We start from the raw sequence: 16,357 nt of genomic DNA, 5'->3' as shown, positions 1-16,357 counted from the left end.
AAGTTTAAGCGCAAGCCTTAGGTACTAATGATTCCATGGATCCTACAAAAAAATCCAGCCACTATAAAAGCAACGTTGGTATTCTTTTTGCATCTAGTCACTTTATGGTGTGTTTACTCACTTAAAAGAGTCTTTCACTCATTGAGGATTGCAAACCATTGAAATAAAGGCCAGTTTTGTTTTATACATTAATTTAGATGAAAAAGATAGCAACAATATTTACCTTAATCCTATTCTCCCAAATGGTGCAATCCCAATCTACCAAAGATTCTTACTCCTCGTTATGGGAAAGGGTGCAAAAATTAGAAAATGAGGCCATGACCAAATCGGCCTTGGAGATAGTAGCCCTAATTTCCAAAAAGGCTAAAAAAGAGCAGAATTCCGTTGAAATTGTAAAATCGCTATTATTCACCTCCAAATACGTCCTAACCCTGGAGGAAGATGCCCAATTAAAAATAGTACAGGACTTTAAACAGGAAATTGCCCAAAGCGAATTCCCTACCTCCAATATCCTGGAAAGTTATTTGGCAAATATGTATTGGCAATATTTTCAACAAAACAGATATCGGTTCTACGACCGCACAACAACAGTGGAAAAAGTAGATAGCATTGATTTTAGAACATGGGACCTTAACACTATTTTCCATGAAATCAGCGTACATTTTGAGGCCTCATTACAAAAGCCGTTAGAACTACAACAGCTAAAAGTGGATTCGTTCAAAGTAATCCTTAATAAACAAAAAGGGTCCGAGGCCTATCGCCCAACCCTATTTGATATATTGGCCCATTCGGCATTGGATTTTTATAGAACCAGTGAAAATAGCATTGCACGTCCGGCAGATAAATTTGAATTGGACAACCCAGAAATATTATGCGAGGGAAAACTATTTGTTGAACAACAAATTAGCACCAGGGACAATACTTCATTGCAAACCAAGGCTATAAAGCTTTATCAGCAACTCTTGGATTTCCATTCCAGGAAACCTTCCGGCGAAGCTTATGTGGATGTTGATATAGAGCGATTAAAGTATCTTAAGGAAAATGCCGTATTCCCCAACAAGGACCAACACTATCTGGAGGTTTTACAGAATTCCGCCGAATCTATTAAAAACAATAATAACTCGGCATTATACCACTATGAAATTGCTGTGTTGTACCGCGAATTGGGCAACAGTTATCACCCCAACATAAGGGATGAGTACAGATGGAAGCAGAAAGAGGCTATGGCGGTATGTGAATCTGCAATAGATCAATTTCCAAAAAGTAGGGGCGCAGAAAAATGCAAGGCACTAAAATCAGAGATTTTATCCAAAGACCTTCAATTGACCGCGGAAAGACATATACCGGTGAACCTACCTTCCCGTTTATTATTGGAATACAAAAATCTCAATACACTTCACCTATCAGCTCGTAAGATTTCCCATAAGGAGATAGGACAACTTAACAACCTCTATCCAGAGGAGAAAAAATTGGCCTTTATTAAAAAACTTGCGGAAGTTAAAAGTTGGGATGCCAACCTTATCAATGAAAATGATTATCAATCCCACAAAATAGAAATCTTATTGCCAGAATTAAGTAACGGGTCCTACATTATATTGGCCACCCCCTATTCAAATTCCGGCAACAGCTTTACCTATAGTCCTATCCAAGTCACCAATTTGGCATTGGTGGAAGGACAAACCAGTACCGACCACAACTTTCAAGTAATTGATCGCAACAGCGGAAAACCAATATCGGGAGCTACCCTAAAATTTTCCTATCAACAAAACCACGAAAGGCCCATCCTAACCAAGACTTTGATTTCTAATGAAAAAGGGATGATAACCCTTCCCCTGTCCAGCGAGCGCTGGAACAATGTAGATATTATGGTCAGCACTAAAAGTGAAGAGGCCCACTTTGAAGATTTTTATGTTGGCGCAAAGTATGACCAAGAGCGGGAAGACCTCAACTATTCCTGTTTTCTATTCACGGACCGTAGCATTTACAGGCCGGGACAAGCCCTATATTTTAAAGGGATAGCGATGATACGAAAAGATGATGCGTCATCTGTGCTCAGCAATACTTTAGTTACCGCAAGCCTAATAGATGTAAATCATCAAAAAGTTGCCCAACGGGAATTCAGGACCAACGAATATGGCTCCTTTTCTGGAGAATTTATGTTACCCAATAATGGACTCACAGGAAATTATTATCTGGAAATAGATTCCGATCAAGTAGATATTGAAGGTACTAGTTATTTTTCCGTCGAGGAATACAAGCGCCCAAAATTTGAAACTTCCCTAGAGCCCATAACCGAAACCTACAGGGTCAACGATACTATATCCGTTCAGGGAAATGCCAATGCCTATTCAGGTAGTCTTATTACCAATGCCAAGGTAGTCTATACCGTTCGCCGAGTAGTGTATTACCCTAAATGGTACTATTGGCATTTGCCTTATTTTGACGGCACTCCCCAAGAAATTGCCCATGGCGAAGCGGTTACGGATGCCAATGGTAAATACACCATCAATTTTGAGGCAATACCAGATCTAAGTATCGCCAAGGAAAATCTTCCCACCTTCAACTATGAGGTTACAGCTGACGTTACGGACCTTAATGGCGAGACCCACAGTGCTACTACCATGGTCAACGTTGGCTATCATGCACTTACCGCCGATATCCAAATTGATGACCCACTGAATAAGGACAATAAAAATGCCAAGATAACCATCTCCACCAACAACTTGAACGGCCAGTTTGTCCCGGCCCAAGGAAGCTTAAAAATGTACAAATTGCAGGCCCCAAGCAATGTTCTGAGACCAAGACCTTGGGCGGCACCGGATTATGATGGTTTTGGAAAAACCAAATTCAAGGAACTATTTCCTCATGATGCCTTTGGCAAGGAAGATAATCCCGCCTTTTGGAAAAAAGGGGAATTGGTATGGGAATCCAATTTTGACACAGGAGAATCCAATCAAATTGACTTGGGCAACGTAAAAAAATGGTTGTCCGGAAAATATGTCATCGAACTGGAAACAAAGGATAAATTTGGACAACTGGTAAAGGATATAACGCAAACTACTTTTTATAGCAACAACGACAAGATCTTAGCGGACAACCAGCTTTTTCAGATAAAGACCGATAAAAATTTCTATAACACGGGAGAAAAAGTAAAACTTACTTTGCTCTCCAGCGCGGAAAACCTTACGGTATCTTTATTCATTGAAAAAGATCGTAAAATTGTGGCTACACAACTAACTGAATTGCACAATAACTCCAAGACCATTGAAATTCCTGTTACAGTGGATGACCTGGGAGGATTTGCCATAAATTATAGTTTCTCTGTCTACAATTCCTTTCAATCTGGCAGCCTTTCCATTGCTGTTCCCTACCCCAGTACCAACCTAACAATTGAAACCGTAACTTTTCGGGATAAGCTCCAACCTGGTAAGGAAGAAACTTGGTCCTTTAAAATAAAAGGCCCCAAAGGCGATAAGGTTAGCGCAGAACTGCTGGCCAGTATGTACGATGCCTCACTGGACGCCTTCAAAGATCACCATTGGAGTTTCTCCCCTAACTACAAGGGTCAATATTACTCCAACAGCTATCTCAATGCCTTTAAAAGCTATGGGATTGCCACCTTTAATTCCTACTTAAATTTTGAGGATAGTTTTACTTATAAACCTCAATATTATGACTCCTTTGATTGGTTTGGTTTCCATTTTGGATATGGACTGCGGAACAGAATGATGATGAAGAGTCGAGCCCCGCTAGCTATGATGGACTCTTCAGCTGATGGAGAAGACTTGGAAGAAATGATAGTAACCGAAAGTGCGGCACCGGCTCTTGAAAACAATGGGGACAACAACCAAGTCCCCCCTACAGCAACAGACAGCCAAAGTGGCTTTGATGACATCCAAATCAGGAAAAACCTTCAGGAAACTGCCTTTTTCTTTCCCCAGCTGTTAACCGATAAAGACGGAAATGTTTCCTTTAGTTTTACTACTCCCGAGGCTTTGACCAAATGGAAACTACAGCTACTGGCACATACCAAGACCTTGGAAAGCGCTACCTCCACCATGCAAACCCTTACCCAAAAGGAATTGATGGTTACCCCAAATGCACCCCGTTTTTTACGGGAGGACGATAGAATAGTCATCAGTACCAAAATCGCGAATCTAACGAACAAATCGTTAGAAGGCGAAGCTAGGTTAGAATTGGTGGATGCCTTTAGCGGAAGAGAGGTCACCGATGAATTACTGATAAGCAACACCTCTTCAGGAATCGTTATGCCCGAAAGTACTTTTACTGTAGATGCCAAGGGAAATACTCAAGTGTCATGGAACCTTAAAGTACCTGAGGGAATTGGAGCGGTACAGTATAAGATAATGGCCAAAGCAGGCAATTTTAGTGATGGGGAACAAAATGTACTCCCGGTACTCACAAACCGCATGTTGGTAACCGAAACCATGCCAATGTGGGTGCGCGGCAATGAAACCAAGACCTTTACGTTGGACAAATTAAAGAATACCAACTCCGCCACCTTAAAACAACACAAGCTTAGCCTGGAAATAACCTCCAATCCAGCCTGGTATGCCGTTCAGGCCCTACCTTATTTAATGGAATACCCTTATGACTGTAACGAGCAGATATTTTCTAGATACTATGCCAACACCCTTGGGGGATACATCGCCAATTCAAATCCTAGGATACAACAGGTATTTGACCAATGGGCAAGTTCCGGTGCCCTACTGAGCAATCTTGAAAAAAACGAGGAATTGAAATCGATTCTAATTCAGGAAACTCCGTGGTTAAGGGATGCCCAATCAGAAACCGAACAAAAGAAACGTATAGCACTAATCTTTGATCTCAACAAGTTGAAAAATGATCAGGACAATGCCTTCAATAAACTACAACAGAATCAAATGTCGTCCGGTGCTTGGGCTTGGTTTAAGGGAGGTCCCGAAAACCGATTTATTACCCAACATATTATCACCGGTTTAGGCCATCTACACAAATTAACATCGTCCAGTGGAGGTGAGGAAAAATCGGGGATTGGAAAGAGCGTTAATACCAAGGAACAGCAGGTAATAAAAAATGCGGTTGCCTATTTGGACGATGAGTTTGTGAAGGAATACGAGCAAATGAAAAAATACGCCACGGACCTTAACGAAGACCATTTGAGCCATACCCAAATACATTATTTGTACATGCGCAGTTATTATCCAGAAATAAAGGTTTCCAAAAAAGTAGCCGAAATTATAGATTACTACAACAAGCAGGCACAAAAATACTGGGCAAAAAGGGATCTGTATTCAAAAGGGCTTCTTTCCCTAGTTCTCTTTAGAAACGGAAGTACAGCTACCGCCAATAAAATAATTAAGTCCTTGGAGGAAAATAGTATTTTGAGTGATGAATTGGGAATGTACTGGAAAGAAAACAACAATTCCTGGTATTGGTACCAAGCACCAATTGAGACCCAGTCACTACTAATAGAAGCTTTTTCCGAAATTAAGGATGACGATAAATTAGTAGATAACCTAAAAATATGGTTGCTAAAAAACAAGCAGACCAATCGATGGAAAACCACAAAGGCAACCACAGATGCAGTATATGCCCTACTGCTACAAGGAAGTGAGTGGTTATCCGTAACGGAAGCTTTGGACGTATTGGTTGGAGGTGAAAAAATTGAACCCTCAAAACTGGAAAACATACAAGTGGAAGCAGGAACCGGATATTACAAAACCACTTGGACCAAAAACGAAATAAATCCAAAAATGGCAGAGGTACAGCTTAAGAAAAAAGGAGATGGCATTGCCTGGGGAGCTCTGTACTGGCAATATTTTGAAGATTTGGACAAAATAACCCCTGCCGATACACCTTTGAAATTAAAAAAGAAAGTCTTCCTAAAAAATAACACGGATACCGGTGAGGTATTATCAGAAATTAATGGCAAAACACCTTTACATGTTGGTGATCTGGTTCGCATAAGAATCGAATTAAGGGCAGATAGGCAAATGGAATATGTGCATATGAAGGATATGAGGGCAGCGGGGATGGAACCCATCAATGTGCTGTCCAGCTATAAATGGCAAGATGGTCTAGGATATTATGAAAGCACAAAAGATGCCAGTACCAATTTCTTTTTCGACTATTTGCCCAAGGGGGTATATGTCTTTGAATATGACCTAAGAGTTAACAATGCCGGGGATTTCAGCAACGGAATTTCTACCATTCAGAGTATGTACGCCCCGGAATTTAGTAGTCATAGCGAAGGGGTACGGATTCATGTTGAATAACAAAAAATAAAATATTGTTAAAAAGGTATTGCTTTTTTTCATAAATTCATAAATAACTAACATAAAATCAAAGAATTATGAACTCTACCTTCTTTATTGCGTTACGCTTTGTTTTTGGAATTTTTCTTATCGTCTTCGGGGCGAATAAATTCTTACATTTTATGCCGGCAGGACAAATGTCCGAAGCGGCTATGAACTATTTTTCAGCATTAACGAGCACCAATACCCTTTATGTGGTTGCCATAGTAGAAATTCTTTCTGGACTTTCATTATTGATCAATAAATTTGGTGCATTAATGATGATTATCTTAATGACTGTTTCCGTGAATGCTTTATTGTTCAATGCATTTTTGGAACCAGGTTCCATTGGCCTAACTTTAGTGTTGCTTATTCTTAATGTTGTAATGCTATACGCATACAAAGACAGATACAAAGATATACTTAGACCATAGTATCAATAAAACTAATTTATCAAAACAAGAAGCGGTACCCAAAGGTGGTCCCGCTTCTTGTTTATAATATTTTAACCATTTTCTAGACCCTTACAACAAGGAATTTGGATTATTTTCTACTTTTCGGCGGGTATTTTTCTAAAGTTTTGGTCACCAACGCCTGTATTCTATCTTCCCTTTCATTAGGGGAGCTATTTTCCCTTAGACTACTTACTGTAATAGCCTGCCAAAAAAGTTCATCCTTTTGGCTATCCACAAAATCGAACTGAATCTCCCGCTCCACATTCGTTGCTCCCACAGGAATTCCAATAGACACTCCACCACCAACATTTCTCCCTGTACCCCCTATACCAACCCCTACTGAATTGTTTCTAGGAGCCTGAAAAGACCTGCTCAAAATATTTATTAAGAATTCAGGCTCTTCGGACAACAAAAAGCCCTTAGCCCGCATAGTGGAATCAATAGCCCTCAATAATCGCCGGCTATCCAATTCACTTAAGCCGGTATCCATGTCCGAATAGTAGTTATAGGTGGTATATTTAGAATAATCAGTGTCCCTATCATAGTCATAATTTACACGAATGGCACTACAGGAAACTAAAAAGAGCAAGAGCAAGAATGGGATTATACTTTTCATTATTCCAATTTTTATAAGACCCTGTTTAAGAAATTGTGATTGCAATCTCCTAAATAGACTCTAAAATAGTGAAAATTATTAATGGCGTTTTTTATGAGGGTAAGTATTCGTTAAAACGCAGGACATTATAACCAATAAAAACAGACACATATATTCAATAAACAAATGGGACTATTTATTCAACATGGCCCATAATCTGTCCTTAAGCTCTACCAGGCCAATCTGGGCCACTGAGGATATAAACATATAAGGCACATCCTTGAAATCTTTGTCCAGCTCATTTCTCATTTCTGCAATAAGCTCCTCGTCCAACATATCGGTTTTGGAGATGGCTATCAATCGGTCCTTGTCCAACAGTTCTGGATTATATCTGCGCAGCTCGTCCAACAAAATTTCATACTCCTTGGAAATATCCTTACTGTCGGCAGGAATCAGGAACAACAAAGTGGAATTACGCTCTATATGCCTTAAAAAATAATGTCCAAGTCCCTTTCCTTCGGCTGCCCCTTCAATGATACCGGGAATATCCGCAATAACAAAACTTTTAAAATCCCTGTATTCCACTATCCCTAAATTGGGTTTTAGGGTCGTAAATTCATAGTCAGCTATCTTGGGCTGGGCAGAGGTTAGTACGGATAGAAGAGTAGATTTACCCGCATTTGGAAAACCCACCAAGCCTACGTCGGCCAATACTTTCAATTCCAAAATAAGGTCCAATTCCTGGCCACTTTTTCCGGGTTGGGCGTATCTTGGCGTCTGATTGGTAGCTGTTCTAAAATGCCAGTTACCACGACCTCCCATACCACCTTCCAAAAGAATTTTTTCCTCCTGATCCTCTGTAATTTCCAATAAAACTTCTAGCGTTTCAGCGTCTTTGATAACGGTCCCCAAGGGCACCTCCAAATAGACATCCTGTCCGTCTGCACCACTACTTCTGTTCTTACTGCCATGCTCACCGTGACCCGCCCTAAAAGTTCTGGTAAACTTAAAACCCAAAAGGGTCCATAAATTCTTATTGCCACGGACAATTATGTGTCCGCCGCGACCCCCATCACCACCATCTGGTCCACCTTTTGTTATAAACTTCTCCCTATGCAAGTGCACGGAGCCTTTTCCCCCGTTACCGGATTCCAGGTGCACTTTTACATAATCCACAAAATTTCCTTCCGTCATTTTTTTAGTTTATTGTTCCGAGTTCTATCAAAGTAGGACCACAAAATTTTTATAGTTCAACTTTTAAACCAAGAAATTATGGGTGGCCAACATTAGAACCCCCGAGGCATATTAAAAGTTAATTCCTCTAAACTGGGAGCATCAATCACAGTACACTCCTAGCTTAGACTGCCTGTAACTCCTCGATTACTTTTGCCAAGCGGCTTGTAATATCTTCTATGGAACCTATTCCGTTCACACTATGGAATTTCCCCTGATCATCATAGTAATCCTTTAAGGGAGCTGTTTTTTCATTGTATTCATCAAAACGATTACGGATCATTTCTTCGTCCTGGTCATCGGATCTACCGCTAACTTTACCACGTTCCAATAATCTTTGTATCAACACTTCATCATTGGCCTCCAAGGCTATGGTAGCATCGATCCTCATCTCCTTGCTCACCAAAAAATTATCCAATGCTTTGGCCTGCGCCGTTGTTCTGGGGAAACCGTCAAAGATAAATCCACTGGCGTCGGGATTTTTCTCCACCTCATCCTGTAGCATCTTGATGGTAACCTCATCCGGCACCAACTCCCCTTTGTCTATATATGATTTTGCCAAGGTTCCCAGTTCGGTACCATTCTTAATATTATAACGAAAGACATCTCCGGTAGAAATATGCTTTAAATTATATTTTTCCTTTAAAAATGAAGCCTGCGTGCCTTTCCCCGCACCAGGTTTTCCAAACAAAACTAGGTTTATCATATGCTTTTGGTTTAGTTGATATACTTCTCTTAAATTTCTTCCCAATTCATTATAATCCAATCCATAACCTACTATAAACTTATCTTCGATTTTCATTCCAAAGTAGTCTATATTGTACTCCCCGTTATACACGTCAGCTTTGTAAAACAAGGTGGCAATTTTAAATTCCTTGACCTTGGTGTTGGAGAACAGGTCGATCAATTTTTTAACGGTCCTACCTGTATCAATAATATCCTCTAGGATAATAACACTTCTGCCCTCAATATTCTCCGGAACATCCAAGAGCGTTTCCACAATTCCCGTAGAGGTAAGTCCCTGATAAGAGCTTAAACGCACAAAGGAAACCTCGCAAGGGTATTGATACGCTTTTAAAAAGTCGGATACGAACATAAAGGCCCCGTTCAGGACACCCACAAAAATGGGCTTTTCCTTCTTGTAATCCACAGCGACCTGGTCCGCAATCTTTTTAATCGCAGCCATAATCTCGCCTTCACTTATAAAAGGCTTAAAATATTTGTCGTGTAGCTTAATCAAGACTAATGTTTTTATAATAAATTCAAGATGCCAAATATAGCACTTTGATTTCTCTTTTTTAAAGGTCCAGGCCTAGTTTCTAAGATTTAGCTGTATTTTTGTCCCTAATATACAATCTACTTTAATACAAGCGAATCATTTCCAATGAACTATTTTTCTTCTGAATTTAAACTAGGAATACTAGGAGGCGGTCAATTAGGTAAAATGCTTTTGTACGAAACAAGAAAATTTGACATCCATACCAAGGTATTGGATCCTTCTGACGAAGCTCCTTGCAAAATAGCCTGCAATGAATTTTTTAAGGGGGATTTAATGGATTTTGATGCGGTTTACAAACTTGGCAAAAAAGTAGATGTGTTGACCATAGAAATCGAGAACGTAAACCTGGATGCCCTGGAAAAATTGGAATACGAAGGTTTGAAGGTATTTCCTCCCACTCGGGCCCTGCGCATTATACAGAACAAGGCCAAGCAAAAACTATTCTATATTGACAATGGCATTCCCACGGCAGATTTTCAGCGTTTTGCCTATAAGAGCGAGATTGAAGACAGTATTGCCAACGGAGGTTTAAAATTCCCTTTTATCTGGAAGGCTACCCAATTTGGATATGACGGGCAAGGGGTCAAGGTAGTCCGCAAACTGGAAGATCTGAACGGTCTACCTGCGGGAGAATGCATCACTGAAGAAATGGTGAATTTTAAAAATGAACTAGCGGTGATCGTGGCACGGAGCGCCAGTGGAGAAGTAAAAACCTACCCTGTCGTAGAAATGGAATTCCACCCCGAAGCCAATCAGGTGGAGTATGTACTTTGCCCAGCAAGAATAGGCTCCAAAGTTGCCGAAAAAGCCCAGGAAATAGCACTGCAACTATCCAATAAAATAAAACATGTAGGACTTTTGGCCGTGGAGATGTTCCAGACCCAGGAGGACGAAATTTTGGTAAACGAGGTTGCTCCAAGACCCCACAATAGTGGCCATTACAGTATTGAGGCAAGCTACACCAACCAATTTGAACAGCATATCCGTGCCATTTTGGACCTTCCTTTAGGAAATACCGCCAGCAAAGTAGCGGGTATTATGGTGAATTTGGTCGGTGCAGAAGGCCATACAGGAAATGTTGTTTATGAAAATATGGAGGAAATTTTGAGCCTGGACGGTGTTACACCCCATATTTACGGTAAAAAACAGACCCGGCCCTTCAGAAAAATGGGCCATGTAACCATTGTGAACAACGACATTAAGGAAGCCAGAGAAATAGCCGAACAAGTCAAGAATACTATAAAAGTGATTAGCGAATAAGAAATTTTCAATGATATGAGTAAAGTAGCCATAGTTATGGGAAGTACCAGCGACCTTCCAGTAATGCAAGAAGCCATTGATATATTAAAAGGTTTTGATATTGAGGTAGACGTTGATATTGTTTCTGCCCACCGTACCCCGGAAAAATTGTTCGATTTTAGTAAGAATGCCCATAAAAATGGATATTCAGTAATTATTGCCGGTGCCGGTGGAGCTGCACATTTGCCCGGAATGGTAGCGTCCATGTCCCCACTGCCCGTAATAGGTGTTCCCGTAAAAAGTAGCAATTCCATTGATGGGTGGGATTCCATCCTGTCCATTCTCCAAATGCCAGGCGGTGTTCCTGTTGCAACAGTAGCGCTCAACGGCGCAAAAAATGCTGGAATTTTGGCGGCCCAGATAATCGGAAGCTCGGACAAATGCGTCCTGGACAAGATTATCTTTTACAAAGAAGGCCTTAAGCAAAAGGTCATTGAAGGAGCGGAGGAAATGAAAAAAGTGAACAGTGGACAATGAGCAGTGCACAGTGAACAAAAAATAGTCCTGCCCCCTTGAAACCAAATATCGAATTAAAAATATAATACCCCTATATGAATCCATTATTGACCCCATTTGATACAGCGCCATTCTCCAAAATAAACAATGAACATTTTAAACCCGCATTTTTGCAGGCCATTGAGGATGCCAGAGCAGAAATCGATGCCATTGCCAACAATAAAGGGACCCCTACTTTTGAGAACACCATTGCTGCCTTGGATTTTGCAGGACAACAATTGGATAGGGTATCCAGTGTCTTTTTTAACTTAAATTCAGCAGAGACCAATCCAGAAATTCAGAAAATAGCCCAGGAGGTATCTCCCCTATTGTCGGAATTCAGCAATGATATCACCCTGAACGAGGATTTGTTCAAACGGGTCAAAGCAGTATACGACCAAAGGAATGATCTGGAATTGACCACTGAAGAACAAACCCTGCTCGACAAAAAGTACAAAAGTTTTAGCAGGAACGGCGCCAATTTGCCCACGGAAAAAAAGAAACGGCTACGGGAAATAGATGCCGAACTGTCCAAACTTAAACTTCAATTCGGGGAAAATGTTTTGGCCGAGACCAACAAGTATCAAATGCACCTTACCAACGAGGCCGACATGGACGGACTTCCGGAAGGCGAAAAGGAGGCAGCTGCACAATTGGCAAAATCAAAGGACAAAGAAGGTTGGTTGATTACCTTGGATTATCCTAGCTATATTCCTTTTATGAAATATTCCAGTAATAGAAAATTACGAAAGGAGCTATCCATCGCTTTTGGAAGCAAAGGCTTTCATAATGACGAATTGGACAATCAGAAAAATATAATAGCCATTGCCAACCTGCGGTATGAAAGGGCCCAATTATTGGGATATAAGAGCCATGCCCACTATGTATTGGAGGAACGAATGGCAGAAACCCCGGAAAAGGTCCATCAATTTCTTAAGGAATTATTGGAAAAGGCAAAACCAGCAGCTGAGCGGGAATTTTCCGACTTGGAAAATTTTGCCAAGGAATTGGATAACATAGACGGCTTGGAGAAATGGGACGGGGCCTATTACTCAGAGAAATTGAAACAAAAACTCTTCGATCTGGACGATGAAAAACTCAAACCCTATTTTAAACTTGAAAATGTTATTGCCGGAGTATTTAAAGTGGCAGAAAAATTATTCGGTCTGCAATTTGAAGAAGTTTTTGATATAGACAAATATCATCCCGATGTGAAGACCTATCGTATATACGACAAGGACAAAAATCTAGTTTCCTTATTTTACGCAGATTTTCATCCAAGACCAGGAAAACGTGGCGGAGCTTGGATGACTTCCTACAAAGCCCAATATGTACAAAACGGAATTAATGTCCGGCCGCACATTTCCAATGTCTGTAATTTCACCAAACCTACCGCCAGCAAACCATCATTACTAACTTTCAATGAAGTTACCACCTTGTTTCATGAGTTTGGACACGGACTACATGGCATGTTGGCAAATACAGTTTATCCCGGCCTGTCTGGCACCTCTGTCTATTGGGATTTTGTGGAACTGCCTAGCCAAATAATGGAAAACTGGTGCTATGAAAAAGAGGCCTTGGAATTATTTGCCACACATTACCAAACGGGTGAAGTAATTCCTATGGAATTGGTGCAAAAAATAAAAGACTCGGCTACCTTCCAAGAAGGAATGGCCACCTTAAGACAAATTAGTTTTGGATTGTTGGACATGTCCTGGCACGGTACCGATCCATCGGCGATCACCAATGTAAAGGCGCAGGAAAAATTAGCATTCAAAGAAACCGATCTGTATCCAGAATGTCCAGAAACCTGTATGAGCACTTCATTTTCCCATATATTCCAAGGAGGATACTCCTCTGGGTATTACAGCTACAAGTGGGCAGAAGTATTGGACGCGGATGCCTTTGCCTATTTTAAGGAAGAGGGGATTTTTAATCAAGAAGTAGCCGCTAAGTTTAAGGACAATGTACTCTCTAAAGGCGGTACTGAAAAGCCCATGGAATTGTACAAGCGTTTTAGAGGCAGCGAACCAAAGATCGAGGCCCTGTTAAAAAGAGCAGGTTTATTAGCTGAGACTACCAATTAGTTACAAAATTCGATAATGACAATAATCTAATCCGCTACCGGAATGTATTAATATGTGCATTTTATCCTGAACCGGAGTATACAATTTACAAGCCCGTATTATCCTGAATTTTGGGATTTAGCTGTATTAAATGGGCTATAAAAGCCTGTTTCTTTTTAGGCGAGATGATAACGCTTTCATATTTATTGTAAAAAACCTCCAGCCTATCGAACGAAGTGGCCGGGGCACTGATAGGATTATATGTGGCTTCAATTTTAGTAATATCCTTTATTTGTATACAACGGTTGAGGAGAAACCCACTTTTGACCCTTAAAATCCCGTTCCCAATCTCGTAATAGGTAGTTATAAATATGTAGCCAATAAAAATTGGGGGCAATAACAAAAATAGGGAGCCAACACTTACGGAATGTTTCAACATCTGGTACAAAGGAGCTAGCAATAGAAGGAAGATTAACAGTATCAGGATCCATGCAATTTTCGACTTATATTTTACCATACCCACCATATTGCCCGAAACCATGTAAACTGAGTAAGGCGGTTACAGTCCAGCTTATGCCCTAGATTTAATTATTCGCCCTAACAGCATCATATCCTCCTTCCAGGTTAACTACATGGCTAAAGCCCAAGGATTTTAATTTCTCCTGAGCCTTTGCACTACGTCCGCCCATCTTACAATAGAGGTAAATAGTTTTGTCTTTGTCGACAGCCTTAAACTTATCTGTAAAATTAGGGTCGTACAAATTTATATTTTCGGCATTCTCCAAGTGCCCGGCACTAAATTCCTCTGGGGTACGGACATCTACCAAAATAGCATCATCCAGTAATTCTTGCTTAAAGTCGGTTATCGACATTTTGCCCTTATTATCCTGTGAACAGCCCGTTTGTAGCACAAGTATTACCAAAAAAAGAAATATTGCTCTCATAATTTATTTACTTATTCAAAAATAAGAATTCTTCTTCAAAAAAAAATCACTTATTTTTGAATCGACAAACAGGTATGGCAAAACAAGCATTAAATCCGGACATATGGGTCGATAGTTACTCCGATTACCTATTCAACTATGCGGTAAGTCGGGTAAGCGATTCCGAAATTGCCAAAGATTTGGTACAGGAAACTTTTTTTGCTGGATTAAAATCTGCCAAAAATTTTAAGGGGGAGGCTGCCGAACGCACTTGGCTGATCTCCATCCTAAAAAGAAAGGTGATAGATCATTATCGGAAAATAAATTCCAAAAAGGCCAAATCTATGGTCCGCATTACCCAAAACCCAAATAGTGAAGCCGATAGTAATTTTTTGGAGGAGCAAGTAGCGGATCCAATGAGTCTATTGGAAAATAGCCAAATAGAAAACGAAGAATTGGGCACGGCCATCCAGGACTGTATCGCCAAGCTTCCAAAAAAACACGCTTTGGCATTTACACTAAAGACCATAAACGGACTTAGTACGGAAGAGGTGTGTAAGGAGCTAAATATCAATCCGTCTAATCTTTGGGTTATTCTTCATAGAGCAAGGACTGTTCTTATGGATTGCCTAAACAACAATTGGTTCAAGATATGAAAAGCTGTAAGGACGTTGAAATAATTTGCACTAAAATTCAGTACAACGAAGCTACCTTGTTGGATAAAATCAAGATCAGAATTCACGTATTGTTTTGTAAAACCTGCCAAAAATTTTCCAAAAAAAATACAGAACTAACTTCCCTATGTTCCAAAGCCAACATTAAGACGCTTCCAAATGAAGATAAGGAAAAGATGAAAGATGAGTTAAAATCACGGACTTAAAAAAGCTTCCAATACCAAAATACAGGCACACCAAAAAATTGGAATGGACTCCACCCAAAACGAAGAAAAATATTTGGATTGATTTCTTTTGGTCATCAAAATCAACATTCCTAAAACAATGAAAACCAGGCCTTTACTCAATATCTCCAAATACGTCAGCTGATCTTTCATAAAAGTCAAAAAGAAAAAAACAACAACACCTACAACCCCCATAACTTTAGTCTTTTGGTAACCATATCGTTGGGGCAAAGTTCTTAGGGCCGGATCATCATAATCCAAATCCCTAATTTCAAAAGGCAGCATTAGGATCAGGACCATTAAAAATCTCTGTACCAACTCCACCCCAATATCCCAATCCACTGTCAAATTTGCCGCTATAGCCGGCAAAACCACGGTTGTACCCGCCCAAACCAAGGCCACAATAAAAATTTTGAGTCCCCCCAAACTCCTAAGATTTTTTGCATTGTGCAATAAGGGAACAGCATATAAACTCGTCAAAATCAACAAAACTGCAATTCCGATCCAAGCTTCCAAGGACAAAAAAAAAGAATGATAAAGGGCAAAGGCTCCTGCAATAAAACTGACCACCTGAATATTCTTGTGATAAGTGTTGGACACTAAAAAATACTTTTTGGCCTCCACCCCATACTTCACAAAATTATAGCACGCAATTGTTCCGAAAAATACAAGATACGATATATGGTTGTCCCGGGACAAGCCAAAAAAAACACAGGTTATCTCAATAAATGCAAAAACCGATAATGCTACATGTATACTGGCATCCAGGTAAAAATGAAATAAGTATCTAGGCCAGTTCATAAATCAAAAATAACCAA

General features: G+C 40.2%; 13 protein-coding genes. 7 read left to right on the top strand and 6 right to left on the bottom strand.

Translation table 11 applies throughout. The features are described 5' to 3' along the window. The first annotated feature begins 197 nt into the window (after nucleotides 1–197). The gene (locus MWU84_RS14765) at nucleotides 198–6,278 is read left to right on the top strand and encodes an MG2 domain-containing protein (protein WP_246902737.1); all 6,081 of its coding nucleotides are present in this window, start codon (nucleotides 198–200) and stop codon (nucleotides 6,276–6,278) included. Nucleotides 6,279–6,355: 77 nt separating this feature from the next. Beyond that, complete coding sequence (locus MWU84_RS14760; RefSeq protein ID WP_246902734.1) at nucleotides 6,356–6,730, top strand: DoxX family membrane protein; 375 nt, start codon at nucleotides 6,356–6,358, stop codon at nucleotides 6,728–6,730. A gap of 109 nt (nucleotides 6,731–6,839) precedes the next feature. On the opposite strand, the gene MWU84_RS14755 is transcribed toward MWU84_RS14760, so the two are convergent. The 3 genes from MWU84_RS14755 to MWU84_RS14745 form a co-directional block, all read right to left on the bottom strand. After that, nucleotides 6,840–7,367 (bottom strand): DUF4136 domain-containing protein, encoded by a 528-nt coding sequence (locus MWU84_RS14755; protein WP_246902732.1) that lies wholly within the window; start codon nucleotides 7,365–7,367, stop codon nucleotides 6,840–6,842. A gap of 171 nt (nucleotides 7,368–7,538) precedes the next feature. Beyond that, nucleotides 7,539–8,540, bottom strand: a complete 1,002-nt coding sequence (gene obgE, locus MWU84_RS14750; RefSeq protein WP_246902730.1) for a GTPase ObgE — start codon at nucleotides 8,538–8,540, stop codon at nucleotides 7,539–7,541. A gap of 163 nt (nucleotides 8,541–8,703) precedes the next feature. After that, a complete protein-coding gene (locus tag MWU84_RS14745; RefSeq protein ID WP_246902728.1) occupies nucleotides 8,704–9,819 on the bottom strand; it encodes an adenylate kinase in 1,116 nt (371 codons plus the stop codon). A 144-nt stretch (nucleotides 9,820–9,963) separates the two neighbouring features. Between MWU84_RS14745 and MWU84_RS14740 the strand changes: the two genes are divergently transcribed. The 3 genes from MWU84_RS14740 to MWU84_RS14730 all read left to right on the top strand — a co-directional run bounded on the left by MWU84_RS14740 (nucleotide 9,964) and on the right by MWU84_RS14730 (nucleotide 13,739). Then, nucleotides 9,964–11,118 carry a 5-(carboxyamino)imidazole ribonucleotide synthase gene (locus tag MWU84_RS14740; RefSeq protein WP_246902726.1) on the top strand — a complete coding sequence of 385 codons (1,155 nt, stop codon included), beginning with the start codon at nucleotides 9,964–9,966 and terminating at the stop codon, nucleotides 11,116–11,118. A gap of 15 nt (nucleotides 11,119–11,133) precedes the next feature. Further along, the gene (purE, locus tag MWU84_RS14735; protein WP_246902724.1) at nucleotides 11,134–11,634 is read left to right on the top strand and encodes a 5-(carboxyamino)imidazole ribonucleotide mutase; all 501 of its coding nucleotides are present in this window, start codon (nucleotides 11,134–11,136) and stop codon (nucleotides 11,632–11,634) included. A gap of 74 nt (nucleotides 11,635–11,708) precedes the next feature. Then, nucleotides 11,709–13,739 (top strand): M3 family metallopeptidase, encoded by a 2,031-nt coding sequence (locus tag MWU84_RS14730; protein ID WP_246902722.1) that lies wholly within the window; start codon nucleotides 11,709–11,711, stop codon nucleotides 13,737–13,739. Between the two features lie 85 nt (nucleotides 13,740–13,824). On the opposite strand, the gene MWU84_RS14725 is transcribed toward MWU84_RS14730, so the two are convergent. Further along, a complete protein-coding gene (locus MWU84_RS14725) occupies nucleotides 13,825–14,235 on the bottom strand; it encodes a PH domain-containing protein (RefSeq protein WP_246902720.1) in 411 nt (136 codons plus the stop codon). A 67-nt stretch (nucleotides 14,236–14,302) separates the two neighbouring features. After that, nucleotides 14,303–14,662, bottom strand: a complete 360-nt coding sequence (locus MWU84_RS14720) for a rhodanese-like domain-containing protein (protein WP_246902718.1) — start codon at nucleotides 14,660–14,662, stop codon at nucleotides 14,303–14,305. A 74-nt stretch (nucleotides 14,663–14,736) separates the two neighbouring features. On the opposite strand from MWU84_RS14720, the gene MWU84_RS14715 reads away from it, so the two are divergent. Both MWU84_RS14715 and MWU84_RS14710 read left to right on the top strand, forming a co-directional pair. Beyond that, nucleotides 14,737–15,297 (top strand): sigma-70 family RNA polymerase sigma factor, encoded by a 561-nt coding sequence (locus MWU84_RS14715; protein WP_246902716.1) that lies wholly within the window; start codon nucleotides 14,737–14,739, stop codon nucleotides 15,295–15,297. Then, a complete protein-coding gene (locus tag MWU84_RS14710; protein WP_246902714.1) occupies nucleotides 15,294–15,521 on the top strand; it encodes a hypothetical protein in 228 nt (75 codons plus the stop codon). Before MWU84_RS14715 ends, MWU84_RS14710 begins: the two co-directional genes overlap by 4 nt. Here MWU84_RS14710 and MWU84_RS14705 read toward each other — a convergent pair. Next, on the bottom strand, nucleotides 15,510–16,340 hold the full coding sequence (locus tag MWU84_RS14705; protein WP_246902712.1) for a hypothetical protein: 831 nt from the start codon (nucleotides 16,338–16,340) through the stop codon (nucleotides 15,510–15,512). The two genes, MWU84_RS14710 and MWU84_RS14705, sit on opposite strands and share 12 nt — an antisense overlap. Nucleotides 16,341–16,357 lie beyond the last annotated feature (17 nt).

This window comes from Arenibacter sp. F20364, assembly GCF_023015905.1.
Taxonomy (GTDB): domain Bacteria; phylum Bacteroidota; class Bacteroidia; order Flavobacteriales; family Flavobacteriaceae; genus Arenibacter.
The sequence above is the reverse complement of the archived record's forward strand: the minus strand, read 5'-3'. Positions and strand labels throughout refer to the sequence as shown.

Bases quoted from the DNA above. Each gene is read 5' to 3' on its own strand.
- MWU84_RS14730 (WP_246902722.1), top strand. From the start codon at position 11,709: ATGAATCCATTATTGACCCCATTTGATACAGCGCCATTCTCCAAAATA.
- MWU84_RS14720 (WP_246902718.1), bottom strand. From the start codon at position 14,662: ATGAGAGCAATATTTCTTTTTTTGGTAATACTTGTGCTACAAACGGGC.
- MWU84_RS14725 (WP_246902720.1), bottom strand. From the start codon at position 14,235: ATGGTAAAATATAAGTCGAAAATTGCATGGATCCTGATACTGTTAATC.
- purE (WP_246902724.1), top strand. From the start codon at position 11,134: ATGAGTAAAGTAGCCATAGTTATGGGAAGTACCAGCGACCTTCCAGTA.
- MWU84_RS14755 (WP_246902732.1), bottom strand. From the start codon at position 7,367: ATGAAAAGTATAATCCCATTCTTGCTCTTGCTCTTTTTAGTTTCCTGT.
- MWU84_RS14765 (WP_246902737.1), top strand. From the start codon at position 198: ATGAAAAAGATAGCAACAATATTTACCTTAATCCTATTCTCCCAAATG.
- MWU84_RS14705 (WP_246902712.1), bottom strand. From the start codon at position 16,340: ATGAACTGGCCTAGATACTTATTTCATTTTTACCTGGATGCCAGTATA.
- MWU84_RS14710 (WP_246902714.1), top strand. From the start codon at position 15,294: ATGAAAAGCTGTAAGGACGTTGAAATAATTTGCACTAAAATTCAGTAC.
- obgE (WP_246902730.1), bottom strand. From the start codon at position 8,540: ATGACGGAAGGAAATTTTGTGGATTATGTAAAAGTGCACCTGGAATCC.
- MWU84_RS14715 (WP_246902716.1), top strand. From the start codon at position 14,737: ATGGCAAAACAAGCATTAAATCCGGACATATGGGTCGATAGTTACTCC.
- MWU84_RS14740 (WP_246902726.1), top strand. From the start codon at position 9,964: ATGAACTATTTTTCTTCTGAATTTAAACTAGGAATACTAGGAGGCGGT.
- MWU84_RS14760 (WP_246902734.1), top strand. From the start codon at position 6,356: ATGAACTCTACCTTCTTTATTGCGTTACGCTTTGTTTTTGGAATTTTT.